This window comes from Sphingobacterium sp. MYb388, from assembly GCF_037479535.1.
GTDB classification, from domain to species: domain Bacteria; phylum Bacteroidota; class Bacteroidia; order Sphingobacteriales; family Sphingobacteriaceae; genus Sphingobacterium; species Sphingobacterium anhuiense.
Window position 1 is genome coordinate 137,480 of sequence record NZ_JBBGYV010000006.1, and the last position, 12,923, is coordinate 150,402.

The window sequence follows — 12,923 nt, forward strand, 5'->3', positions numbered from 1 at the left end:
TCGTAAGCGGGCGAGATCCAGTACATAACAAAGATTTCATTAACGCTATAAACGAGCTTAATAATAACACTAAAACGAACACGCATTAAAAAAATTAGCCGTATATGAATAAGGGCAATAAAATATTACTGTTGGGAGGATCTGCCGGAGGTTTTGGTGTGATTTTAAATCTATTAAAATCAATACCGAAGAACTTTCAGATTCCAATACTTGTAATCGTTCATCGTAACCCAAAATTTGAATCTAATTTTGAGCAAGTTTTAAAAAAAAACTATGCCCTACAAATTAAATCGGCTGAAGATAAAGAACAGATTCAAGGAGGAAAGGTTTATTTTGCGCCCCCTGGTTACCATTTATTGATAGAACCTGATTTCAAACTTGCATTAGATAATTCAGAACCCGTCCAATTTTCAAGGCCTTCGATTGATGTCACATTTGAATCAGCATCCGAAGTTTATAAAGAGAACTGTATCGCAATTTTGTTTTCGGGAGCGAATCAAGATGGTGCAAAAGGCTTATTAGCAATTAAAAATAGGGGCGGAATATGTATAGTACAACATCCAGATTCTGCAGAAGTTCCTACAATGCCTCAAGCCGCTATCGATTTACATGCTCAACATCATATTTATACAACAGAAGAAATTGTAAAGTACATTGATCATTTAAATGGACTAGTATAATGAAGAATATAAACTTATTAATAGTTGATGATAAAATTGAAAATCTCATTAGCCTTACAGCATTATTAAATGATATTGTAGGTATCAATATTATCAGTAGTCAAGATCCTAATGAAGCACTTCGTATCTGCTATAAACAAAACATTGATATTGCATTGGTTGATGTACAAATGCCAGACATTAATGGGTTCGAATTTGTGGAGCTTATCAAGCATAATCCGAAAACCAGCCACATTATTGCCATCATGGTTACGGCTATATCTAAAGAGGAAAAATATCTCATTCAAGGATTGAACAGTGGGGCTGTCGACTACCTTTATAAACCGCTAAGTCCTGAAATCACCATTGCTAAAGTAAAATCCTTTATTCAGCAGGTGCAAACTCAAAACGAGATTAAAGAAAAAAATCAGGCTTTAGAGAACTCCAAAGAAGAACTTATACGAGCAAAGGAAGAGGCAGAATTAGCCCGAAAATCCAAAGAAACTTTTCTAGCAAATATGAGTCATGAAATTAGAACACCAATCAATGGTGTGATGGGGATCGCTCAAATGTTAAAAAACTCACCGCTTTCACTTGAACAACAAGATTGGGTCAATAAGTTAAATAGTGCATCGCTCAATTTACTTAATATCGTAAATGATATTTTAGATCTTTCCAAATTTGATTCCGGAATGATGAAACTAGAAATTGAACCCACCTCCGTACATGATATAACAGACGACCTCAAAAATCTATTTGTACATAAAGCGATTCATCAAGGTCTAAATTTTTCTATTTATATCGATGAAAAAATAGATAGTTTTTTCTTAGCAGATCCATTGCGATTAAAACAAATTCTCACCAATTTCATATCAAATAGTTTCAAATTTACTGCAGAAGGCAGTATCACTTTAAATATCAATTTAATTGATAGCAATGTTTCAAAACTTCACCTACAATTTCAAGTTACCGACACTGGAATAGGTATACCGGAACATTCTTTGGAGAAAATCTTTTTTGCATTCGAACAGGGTGAGGATGGAATCACGAAAAAATTTGGAGGAACAGGTCTTGGTTTAGCAATTGTGAAAAAACTCTCCATATTGTTAGGAGGAAAAGTTACTGCTGTTAGTACTTATGGAAAAGGGAGTAAATTTACATTTGACTGCTGGTTTGACAGAACAAATGCAGTCACAAAGTCTAAACCTGAAAAAATACTATACTCAGAACTCAAAAGTTTCGATAATTTAAAAATTCTAGTGGCAGAAGACAATGAATTGAATAGTTTCATGCTTGCTAATATCCTCAGAACTTGGAACTGTGAAATTAAAACTGCGAATAATGGTAAAGCCGCACTTGAAAAGGTAGAAAGTGAAGATTTTGACATTATTTTCATGGATTCACATATGCCTATTATGAGCGGTTTTGAGACTATCCGTAGAATCAGACAGCATGATAATCCAGCAATTTCGAATATTCTCATCATATCGATATCCGCATCTGTGCTTGAGGCAGAACAACAGGAAGCTCTTGATGCTGGAGCGAACAATGTGATTGGAAAACCTTTCGATCCAAACCACCTACATGAAATGATAGAAAAAATGTTACGCAAAAAATACAATTAAAAGCAATATTTTCCTTATTTTTAGTAAAAATATAATTAACATAATGAAAAAATTATTTGTTTTACCAGTTATTGCCTTAGCAGTAGCCTTTGCTTCTTGCGGTGGCGATTCAACGAAAAAAGAAACCAGTTCAACAACTGAACAAACAACTCCAGAGGTTGCTGAAACAGAAACAGAAAAAATCCCTGGAATTGAGAATGTAGAGCTTTCTAATACATTAGCTTTAGAAGGTAATGATGCAATGAAATATGATAAAAACCTATTCCGCGTAAAAGCTGGAGAGAGCGTTGAGTTAAATTTTAAGAATGCTGGTACTATGCCTAAAGAATCTATGGGGCATAATGTTGTCATTTTAAAACCAGGAACTGACCTAGCGACTTTTGGCGCTGAAGCAGCTGGTGCTCAAGCAGATGAATATGTACCTAAATCAGCACTTTCTTCTGTAATTGCACATACAAAATTATTAGGTCCAGGTGAAACAGATAAAATCACCTTCACGTTAGAAAAAGGAACTTATGATTTCATCTGTAGCTTTCCAGGACATTACGGTGTAATGCAAGGAAAGATTGTTGCAGAATAATCATTCAGAAATATTTCAATGAGGCATTCCTTAAATAGGGATGCCTTTTTTTATGACATTATAACGAGACTACTATTTCAAATTTATACACGTTTTTAACAAAATAGATTTCCTATAATGTTAATTATGACTAAATTTGCTCAAACATTTAAAACGTAATAGATGCAATACGACGTAATAGTAATTGGAAGTGGACCAGGCGGATATGTAGCAGCAATCCGTTGTGCACAATTAGGGTTAAAAACTGCTGTAATTGAGAAGTATAACACTTTTGGAGGAACTTGTTTAAATGTAGGTTGTATTCCTTCAAAGGCTTTATTAGATTCATCTGAGCATTACCACAATGCTGCACATTCTTTCGAAGCACATGGTATTAGCTTAAGCAATTTAAAAGTTGATATTAAGAAGATGATTGCTCGTAAAGACGATGTTATCAATCAAAATACTGCAGGTATCACATACCTATTCAAAAAGAACAAAGTTGAAAGTTTCCAAGGAATTGGTTCATTTGTAGATAAGAACACCATTAAAATCACAAAAGATGATGGTACTTCTGAGCAAATTACAGGTAAAAATGTAATTATTGCTACAGGTTCGAAACCTACTTATTTACCATTCTTACCTGTTGATAAAAAAAGAATTATTACTTCGACAGAAGCTTTAAATTTAACAGAAATTCCTAAACACTTAATCGTAATCGGTGGTGGTGTTATTGGCCTTGAGTTGGGTTCTGTTTACGCTCGTCTTGGTTCTAAAGTATCTGTTGTAGAATTTGCAAAATCAATCATCGGAACTATGGATGGTGGTTTAGGTAAAGAATTACAACGCGTTTTGAAAAAATCAGTTGGTATGGAGTTCTATACTGGCCACAAAGTAACAGGAGCAACTTCAAAAGGTAAAACTGTAACTGTGACGGCTGAAAACCCTAAAGGTGAAATCATCTCATTAGAAGGTGATTACTGTATCGTAGCTGTAGGACGTACTGCTTATACGGATAATTTAGGTTTAGAAAATATCGGCATCACTGTTGAAGAAAGAGGTAAAAAAATCACAGTGAACGATCATTTAGAAACAATCGTTCCAGGTGTATACGCAATTGGAGACGTTGTCAAAGGTGCTATGCTAGCGCACAAAGCAGAAGATGAAGGTATCTTCGTAGCAGAAAGCATTGTTGGTCAAAAACCACATATCGATTATAATTTAATTCCTGGTGTTGTTTACACATGGCCTGAAGTTGCCTCTGTAGGTAAAACAGAAGAGCAATTAAAAGAAGCTGGTGTTAAATACAAGACGGGTTCATTCTCATTCAAAGCTTCTGGTCGTGCCAAAGCTTCGATGGATACGGATGGTTTTGTAAAAATATTAGCTGATGCTGAAACTGATGAAGTTATTGGCGTACATATGATTGGACCAAGAGCTGCTGATATGATTGCAGAAGCAGTCGTAGCGATGGAATATCGCGCATCAGCAGAAGATATCGGTCGCATTTGCCATGCACACCCGACATATACGGAAGCAATAAAAGAAGCTGCGTTAGCCGCAACTTCGAATAGAGCAATTCACGCTTAAAATACTAAAAAGGGGAAAATAAAATTTTCCCCTTTCTTTTTCAACAAACCAAGCCCAAAATAAAACATGAATTTCTATACAAGAAAATGGGTAAAACCAGAAGACTTAAACCCTAACGGTTCACTATTTGGGGGGACCCTATTGAGATGGATTGATGAAGAGGCCGTTATCTATGCAATTGTGCAATTGGCAAATTCACATGTAGTAACGAAGTATATTTCTGAAATCAATTTCGTCAGTTCGGCTCAACAAGGTGATATTATAGAATTAGGAATAGAAGCAACTAATTTTGGTACAACATCCATCACGATGAGATGTGAGGTTCGCAACAAAATTACGAGAAAAACAATTCTATCCATCGACAAATTAGTTTTTGTCAACCTTAATAAAGAAGGCACACCAACACCGCACGGACGCACCGAAATTACTTATGCTTATGTAGGTATTGATAAAATAAAAAAGGATGAATAAATCATCCTTTTTTATTTTCTATTTCTTTTGTCCATTAATAATCTTCTTCACATCCAATTCTACCCAGAAACCTACAATAGGAATTAGAGATAAGACAAAATAAGTCAATGGTCTTTTCCAGTTCCATTTATATTCTACTGTGCACATGATCAACATGATGACAAATATGACGACAAAAAAGCCATGAATCGAGCCTGCAATTCTCACCGCTTCGGGCGTTTCAAAAAAATATTTCATCGGCATAGCAAAGAAAAACAAACAAATGGTTGAAACAGCTTCCCAAAGTGCTATTTGTCTAAAAATACGGAGCATAAAAACTTGATTTAAAAATAAGTAATCCCAAAAATAGAATTATTTAGTGAGATGGATATTTTTTCTGAATGCTTTGACCTTCCTTTGACATATTAATCTTTAAAATGACGTGCGCTTATTAAAATCTGCCAATATAATGTCGCTCAATTTTATAACATTCAGAAAAAATGCGTACTTTTGAATAAGCTTTGCTATTCTGAATCTCAAGAAATTCAGAAATAGATTGAGCATTCAACTACACAATAATTATTTTATGAATTACGACATCATTGTAATTGGTAGTGGTCCTGGTGGATATGTTGCTGCCATTAGAGCCTCACAATTAGGTTTCAAAACTGCTATCATCGAGCGCGAATCTTTAGGAGGTATTTGTCTAAATTGGGGCTGTATCCCGACGAAAGCTCTATTAAAAAGTGCACAAGTTTTTGAATATTTAAATCATGCTGCTGAATATGGTATTAATGTACAAGGTGGTGAGCCTGACTTTGATGCTATTGTAAAAAGAAGTCGTGGCGTAGCAGATGGAATGAGCAAGGGTATTCAATTCTTAATGAAAAAGAATAAGATTGACGTCATTAATGGTACTGCAAAAATTAAAACCGGTGGTAAGATCGATGTTAAAGCTGCAGATGGTTCATCAAAAGAATACACCGCGAAACATACTATTTTAGCTACTGGTGCAAGATCACGTGAATTACCAAATTTACCACAAGACGGTAAAAAGATCATCGGTTACAGACAAGCATTAGTATTACCAAAACAACCAAAATCACTTGTGATTGTTGGATCTGGAGCTATTGGAATCGAATTTGCATATTTCTACAATGCAATTGGTACGAAAGTAACAGTAGTAGAATTCATGGACAGAATCGTTCCTGTTGAAGATGAAGAAATATCAAAACAATTAGAAAAAAGCTTAAAGAAACAAGGCATTAACATTTTAACTTCATCTGAAGTACAATCTGTTGATACTTCAGGTACTTTAAGTAAAGTAAATATCAAGTCTGCTAAAGGCATGGAAGTTATCGAGGCTGAAGTTGTATTATCAGCAGTAGGTATCATGCCAAATATCGAAAACCTAGGTCTTGAAGAAGTTGGTGTAAAAACAGACCGTGGCCGTGTTGTGGTTGACGATTATTATAAAACAAATATCGACGGCGTTTATGCTATCGGTGATATCGTAAAAGGACAAGCTCTTGCACACGTTGCTTCAGCAGAAGGAATTTTATGTATAGAAGCGATTAAAGGTCTTCATGTAGAACCAATTGACTATAACAACATCCCTGGATGTACCTATTGTTCTCCTGAAATTGCTTCAGTAGGTTATACTGAGAAAGCGGCAAAAGAAGCTGGTTACGAAGTTAAAGTAGGTAAATTTCCTTTTTCTGCTTCAGGTAAAGCATCTGCTTCCGGAGCAAAAGATGGTTTTGTAAAAGTTATCTTTGATGCAAAATACGGTGAATTCTTAGGAGCTCATATGATCGGTGCAAATGTTACGGAATTGATTGCTGAAATTGTTGTAGCAAGAAAATTAGAAACAACTGGTCATGAAATGATTAAAGCGATCCATCCTCACCCAACTATGAGTGAAGCTATTATGGAAGCTTGTGCCGATGCTTACGATGAAGTGATACACTTATAACGGTAACGGACAACATAAAATAGAAAGGGCTTATCATAATGATAAGCCCTTTCTATTTTATGTTAAAAGAATGATTACATAATCAATCTCGACTTAAATACAATCTGTTGTGGAGCAAGATCAGGATTATTTATTTTTTCAAATAAAATCTCAGCTGCTTTCTTAGCTTGGTTTCCTGGAAATTGTTCAATACATCCCATTGGAGGATTTTCCATATATTTCCAGAGAGGATAATTCGCATAACTAATAAAGTGAATATCATGATTAAGAACCAGACCTCTGTTTCGGGCAGCCTTCATAACATCTAAAGTCACAAAGTCATTAAAAGACACAACTGCTGTAGGCCTTTCAGGTAAGGCATATAGTTTCTCCATAGCAGCCTCATTTCCCTCAGTCGTTAAATCCGTATTCACAATATACTTTTCATCATAGTCCAAGCCATTACGTTTCAAAGCGGATAAAAAGGAATTTTTGCGTTCTTCACTTGCAGGAAGCAATTGTGGACCATTAATAAGTGCTATTTTAGCATGACCCCGAGCAACGAAAGCATCAATAGCTTCGTTCATACCCGTTGCTAGATCACTTTCAACTTTATTAATTTTAGGAATATCGGGTACACAGTCAAAGAATACAATTGGTGTTCCAGAATTTTCTAGCTTTTCAAGAAACTCAAGATTTGTGGTATTTTTACCTACTGACATTAAAACACCATCAACACGATGGCTTTTAAAGGTTTTCAAAATTCTCTCTTCTCTTTCGGCATCGTCCAAAGATTGTCCCATGATCACGGTATACTTACGGTCGTTGGAAACATTTTCAATTTCACTAATTGCAGAAGAGAAAAATGGTTCAGATAGACTTGGTAATAAAACACCGATTGTAAAAGTTTTGCGTTGCTTAAAAAATATCGCCGTTTGGTTAGGCTCATAATTCAATTCCTCAGCAACTTTTTTCACACGCATGGTCGTCACTAATCCAATACTTGGATGGTCATTCAACGCTCGAGATACAGTAGAGGGTGAAATTTTCAGCTTCTTCGCTATTTCCTTAATTGTTGTTGGTTTATCTCCTTGTATACTCATAGTCGAATCTCACTAAATTTACATTCTGATAAATATAACATTTTTTAGCATATTTTTTAGAATTAGAGTTTAATTTTAGAAAAAAGCAATTAATTACATAAATTTAAATAACTGATAATCAATGGCTAAATCGAAAAACTAACAATCTTGATATATAAAATCATTTTTAGCTATTTGTAGCTCTTCAGCTATATAATCGAGAGGCTCCAAATTGCGGAATTTTAACTCATCAACAAAATAAACCTTTAATTTAGATGCCAAAGGCCCCCACTCCATATGTTTTATTTTATTCAACTGCATAAGCGGGTTCCCTTTCGTCAAAATACAGATCTGTTTATCTGCATTAACAATAGCTGTTAATAATTCTGGAATACCATCTTTCATCAATAATTTAACGGGTAAAACAGCATTAACAAATAATCTTTCGAAATGCTCTTTATACTTTAAATCAAAATGAAAAACTTCGGCAGCATGTTCAAAGATCATATCTTCTCCTTGACTATCTAGATGATTCTTAAAAAATGTAACCAAATCAGCCTGAGGAGGAAAGGTCTCTGTAAATTCAAGAAAATTAGCAAAAAGATAATAAACCTGTAATAAATAGTCCCGTTTTGGATAAATAACGTCATCCAGTTCAAAAATAAATACCTTTTTATCCGTTGGGAAATCTTGATATCTTAACATAAAACAATTAATCTTTTGAAACAGCACATAAGGCAAAATCATCACCTGAATCCGATACCACAAACAAACCATCCAGTCCAGGATGTTCAGTTGTAAAATCATCAATCAATGACTTACCATCAACTAATAAAGCAAGTGATAATTCTTTTGGTGGATTTTCAATCACATAGTAATCTTGTAAAACATCCTGAGCTGGAACAATTACCTTAATATCATATTCTTCAAATAAAATTTTGGCCACGGCTAGAGGTTCAAATTCATAACCTCCCAAAGGCAGGACATAGTCAATCTGATGATCTAAACTTATTTTTAATACTTCGTGAGCATAGGTTGGCATTAACCCCGCAGGCAATTTAAAATACTTGCCTGAATTTAATAACAGTGAAGGAATCTCCTCAGAACTCGCAAAAAAGATTTCAAATTCATCCCCTAATAGCTTTGCAATACGTTGCCCAAGCCCTCTAGTTCCAAAGGTTATTAGTATTCTTTTTTTCATCAGAATAAAGTGTTTTTTTAAGCGATAAAGTTCTTATGAGCAATACATTTATCGCGGTTTATGTATTCTAAGTGACTTATAATGACTGTATACATACTATACGATCACAATTCCATCACGCATATGAATAGTACGGTCCGAAATACGTGCCAGCTCTTCATTATGAGTAACGATGACAAAAGTTTGTTCAAATTTATCCCTTAGGTCAAAAAACAACTGATGTAATGCAGTAGCATTTTCAGAATCTAGATTTCCTGAAGGTTCATCTGCCAAAATAATAAAAGGGTTATTAATTAAGGCACGAGCAACAGATACACGTTGTTGTTCTCCACCAGACATTTGAGTCGGTTTATGGCTAGCCCGATGTGCTACACCTAATAAATCCAATATCTCCATCGCACGAACTTCTGCATCTTTGCGCCCCACACCTTTAATAAATGCTGGGATACACACATTTTCCAAAGCCGTAAATTCTGGGAGTAGGTGATGGAACTGAAAAACAAACCCGATATGTTCATTGCGAAAGGCACTCAGTTTTTTTGCATTCAGTGCACTGATGTTGGTTCCATTGATATACAGTTCCCCCTTATCTGCTAAATCCAAGGTCCCTAAAATGTGAAGAAGCGTACTTTTTCCAGCTCCAGAAGCTCCAACAATACTCACAATTTCACCCTTTGCAACTTCTATATCCACCCCTTTTAATATAGGTAAAGGACCGTATGATTTGAAAATACTTTTGGCTTGTAACATCATATGACAAAGTTAAATATTTTTTATGAACAAAACCTTTGAATAAATCAAGACCTTTTAACTCCATATCCGCCAAGTAGTATATAATAAAAGTCAATTTAAGCTAAATTTATGCTTCAGAACTTGACCATTCACTTAAAAAATAATACTTTTACAACACAAACATTTTTGCAATGAACATTCACGAATATCAAGGAAAAGAAATACTTAAAAGTTTTGGCGTAAGAGTACAAGAAGGTATTGTTGCTGAAACTCCAGAGCAAGCTGTAGAAGCTGCTAAAAAATTGAAAGAAGAATACAATTCTGACTGGGTTGTAATCAAGGCTCAAATTCATGCTGGTGGTCGCGGTAAAGGTGGTGGCGTTAAATTAGCTAAAAACCTAGAAGAAGTATCACAACGTGCTACAGATATCATCGGTATGCAATTAGTAACTCCTCAAACTGGCGCTGAAGGTAAAAAAGTAAATAAAGTATTAGTTGCTCAAGATGTTTACTATCCTGGTGAAAGTGAAACTAAAGAATTTTATGTATCTGTGTTATTAGACCGTGCTAAAGGTCGTAATATCATTATGTATTCTACAGAAGGTGGAATGGATATTGAAGAAGTAGCAGAGAAAACTCCAAACTTAATCTTCAAAGAAGAAATCGACCCTAAAGTTGGTTTACAAGGTTTCCAAGCACGTAAAATTGCTTTCAACTTAGGCTTAACTGGTGGTGCACATAAAGAAATGGTGAAATTCGTTGCTGCTTTATATAAAGCATACGATTCAACAGATTCTTCTATGTTCGAAATCAATCCTGTATTAAAAACATCTGATGATAAAATCTTAGCTGTAGATGCGAAAGTAGACTTAGATGAGAACGCATTATACCGTCACCCGGATTATGCAGCATTACGTGATGTAACGGAAGAAGATCCTACAGAAGTTGAAGCTGGTAAATCTAACTTAAACTATGTAAAACTTGACGGTAACGTAGGTTGTATGGTAAATGGTGCTGGTCTTGCAATGGCAACTATGGATATCATCAAAATTGCTGGTGGTGAGCCTGCTAACTTCCTAGATGTAGGTGGTACTGCAAATGCTGAAACGGTAAAAGCTGGTTTCAATATCATTTTATCAGATCCAAATGTAAAAGCAATCTTAATTAACATCTTCGGTGGTATCGTTCGTTGTGACCGTGTTGCGCAAGGTGTAATCGATGCTTATAATGAAATCGGAAATATTCCTGTGCCAATTATCGTACGTCTTCAAGGTACAAATGCTGCTGAAGCGAAAAAATTAATTGATGATTCAGGCTTACAAGTTTATTCTGCAATTCAATTACAAGAAGCTGCTGAATTAGTAACTAAAGTATTAAAAGGATAATCTTCCCTTTAAAACAATATCAAAAGCCTCTGAAAATCTCAGAGGCTTTTTTAATTAAAACAAATACCGAATATTTCTAAATAAATAAAGGATTTTTATAAATTATACCCTATTTTTGAGTTTCATACAAAAAAATAAGATCCTGATCTATTATTTAGACCTGATTTGAAATGCCACAATAAAAATGGAACATACACGTATAAAAGAATTATTAAATGCCACTGAATTTGGGCATGAAGTTATTGTTAAAGGATGGGTTAAAACTTTCCGAAACAATCAATTTATAGCAATCAATGATGGATCTTCCATTCACAACATCCAAGCAGTAGTTGATTTTGAAAACACACCCGATGCTTTATTAAAAAGGATCACAACAGGTGCTGCATTACGCGTAAAAGGAAATTTAATTGAATCACAAGGTAAAGGTCAAAAAGTTGAGATCAAAGTAAATGAGTTGACGATCTTAGGTGATTCAGATGCTGAAAAATATCCTTTGCAACCGAAAAAACATAGCTTAGAATTTTTACGTGAAATCGCTCACTTACGTTTCCGTACAACGACATTCAATGCTGTCTTTAAAGTACGTAATGCCTTAGCATTTGCTGTTCACAAATTCTTCAATGACAAAGATTTTGTGTACATGCATACGCCAATTATTACTGGTTCTGATGCAGAGGGTGCTGGTGAAATGTTCCGTGTAACTTCATTAGATCTTAACAATATTCCACGTACAGAAAATGGTGATATTGATTTTAAAGAAGACTTTTTTGGTAAATCTACTAATCTAACCGTATCAGGACAATTAGAAGGTGAATTAGCGGCTATGGCCCTTGGGAATATCTATACCTTTGGTCCAACTTTCCGAGCTGAAAATTCTAATACAACTCGTCACTTAGCAGAATTCTGGATGATTGAACCAGAAATGGCATTTTATGAGTTGGAAGATAACATGGATTTAGCGGAAGATTTGTTGAAGTATGTCATCAAGTATGCGCTGGATACCTGTCCTGAAGAAATTGAATTTTTAAAAACACGTTTATTAGAAGAGGAGAAAAATAAACCTGCGGCAGAAAGGGCAGAATTAAATCTAATAGATAAATTAACGTTTGTACTGAATAATGATTTCGAACGCGTAACCTATACAGAAGCGATCGACATATTGAAGCGCAGTAAACCAAATCAAAAGAAACAATTTAAATACTTAATTGATGAATGGGGAGCTGATTTACAGTCCGAGCACGAACGTTATTTAGTAGAGAAACATTATAAAAAACCAGTGATCCTGATTGATTATCCAGCGGAGATCAAATCATTTTATATGAAGCAAAATGATGTAGATGCTAATGGACACAAAACAGTACGCGCGATGGATATTCTTTTCCCGGGAATCGGTGAAATGGTGGGCGGATCACAACGTGAAGAAAATTTAGATAAGTTATTATCACGTATGGCTGAAGTCAACATCCCTGCGGAAGAAATGGAATGGTTCTTAGATACACGTCGTTATGGCTCAGCTCCGCATTCCGGTTTTGGACTAGGATTCGAGCGTTTGGTATTATTTGTAACAGGAATGACCAATATTAGAGATGTTATTCCGTTCCCTCGTACACCGAACAACGCAGAATTTTAATCGATAACAATACGATAGCAAGCGGTCAAAACATATCCAGTTTTGACCGTTTTTCT

At 35.0% G+C, this 12,923-nt stretch carries 13 protein-coding genes; 8 read left to right on the forward strand and 5 right to left on the reverse strand.

Features of this window, described 5'->3' with window-relative positions; genetic code table 11:
• Positions 1-104 precede the first annotated feature (104 nt).
• The 5 genes from WH188_RS18390 to WH188_RS18410 all read left to right on the forward strand — a co-directional run bounded on the left by WH188_RS18390 (position 105) and on the right by WH188_RS18410 (position 4,904).
• A complete protein-coding gene (locus WH188_RS18390) occupies positions 105-680 on the forward strand; it encodes a chemotaxis protein CheB (protein ID WP_021188807.1) in 576 nt (191 codons plus the stop codon).
• Complete coding sequence (locus WH188_RS18395; protein WP_132772340.1) at positions 680-2,284, forward strand: response regulator; 1,605 nt, start codon at positions 680-682, stop codon at positions 2,282-2,284. The genes WH188_RS18390 and WH188_RS18395 overlap by 1 nt, the downstream gene beginning before the upstream one ends.
• Positions 2,285-2,327: 43 nt before the next feature.
• Positions 2,328-2,864, forward strand: a complete 537-nt coding sequence (locus WH188_RS18400; protein WP_021188805.1) for a plastocyanin/azurin family copper-binding protein — start codon at positions 2,328-2,330, stop codon at positions 2,862-2,864.
• Between the two features lie 162 nt (positions 2,865-3,026).
• Entirely contained in the window at positions 3,027-4,433 is a 1,407-nt protein-coding gene (gene lpdA / locus WH188_RS18405) for a dihydrolipoyl dehydrogenase (protein WP_021188804.1), read from the forward strand.
• A 66-nt stretch (positions 4,434-4,499) separates the two neighbouring features.
• A complete protein-coding gene (locus WH188_RS18410) occupies positions 4,500-4,904 on the forward strand; it encodes an acyl-CoA thioesterase (protein WP_021188803.1) in 405 nt (134 codons plus the stop codon).
• An 18-nt stretch (positions 4,905-4,922) separates the two neighbouring features.
• Here the strand turns inward: WH188_RS18410 and WH188_RS18415 are convergent, their stop codons facing one another.
• A complete protein-coding gene (locus WH188_RS18415) occupies positions 4,923-5,216 on the reverse strand; it encodes a DUF3817 domain-containing protein (protein WP_232789346.1) in 294 nt (97 codons plus the stop codon).
• Between the two features lie 253 nt (positions 5,217-5,469).
• Here WH188_RS18415 and lpdA (WH188_RS18420) point away from each other — a divergent pair, with 253 nt between their 5' ends.
• Positions 5,470-6,858, forward strand: coding sequence for a dihydrolipoyl dehydrogenase (gene lpdA, locus WH188_RS18420; RefSeq protein WP_132772342.1), 1,389 nt, complete (start codon positions 5,470-5,472; stop codon positions 6,856-6,858).
• A 74-nt stretch (positions 6,859-6,932) separates the two neighbouring features.
• Here lpdA (WH188_RS18420) and WH188_RS18425 read toward each other — a convergent pair whose 3' ends face one another.
• The 4 genes from WH188_RS18425 to WH188_RS18440 all read right to left on the reverse strand — a co-directional run bounded on the left by WH188_RS18425 (position 6,933) and on the right by WH188_RS18440 (position 9,870).
• Positions 6,933-7,940: a LacI family DNA-binding transcriptional regulator gene (locus WH188_RS18425; RefSeq protein WP_021188801.1), complete on the reverse strand. Its 1,008-nt coding sequence runs from the start codon at positions 7,938-7,940 to the stop codon at positions 6,933-6,935.
• A gap of 138 nt (positions 7,941-8,078) precedes the next feature.
• Positions 8,079-8,624 carry an HAD family hydrolase gene (locus WH188_RS18430; RefSeq protein WP_168128239.1) on the reverse strand — a complete coding sequence of 182 codons (546 nt, stop codon included), beginning with the start codon at positions 8,622-8,624 and terminating at the stop codon, positions 8,079-8,081.
• A gap of 7 nt (positions 8,625-8,631) precedes the next feature.
• Positions 8,632-9,120 carry a hypothetical protein gene (locus tag WH188_RS18435; protein ID WP_132772346.1) on the reverse strand — a complete coding sequence of 163 codons (489 nt, stop codon included), beginning with the start codon at positions 9,118-9,120 and terminating at the stop codon, positions 8,632-8,634.
• A gap of 96 nt (positions 9,121-9,216) precedes the next feature.
• Positions 9,217-9,870, reverse strand: a complete 654-nt coding sequence (locus tag WH188_RS18440) for an ABC transporter ATP-binding protein (protein WP_183916712.1) — start codon at positions 9,868-9,870, stop codon at positions 9,217-9,219.
• 173 nt (positions 9,871-10,043) lie between these two features.
• Between WH188_RS18440 and sucC the strand changes: the two genes are divergently transcribed.
• Together sucC and asnS are read left to right on the forward strand one after the other, a co-directional pair.
• On the forward strand, positions 10,044-11,237 hold the full coding sequence (gene sucC, locus WH188_RS18445; protein ID WP_132772350.1) for an ADP-forming succinate--CoA ligase subunit beta: 1,194 nt from the start codon (positions 10,044-10,046) through the stop codon (positions 11,235-11,237).
• A gap of 184 nt (positions 11,238-11,421) precedes the next feature.
• The gene (gene asnS, locus WH188_RS18450) at positions 11,422-12,867 is read left to right on the forward strand and encodes an asparagine--tRNA ligase (protein WP_132843754.1); all 1,446 of its coding nucleotides are present in this window, start codon (positions 11,422-11,424) and stop codon (positions 12,865-12,867) included.
• The last annotated feature ends 56 nt before the right edge of the window (positions 12,868-12,923 follow it).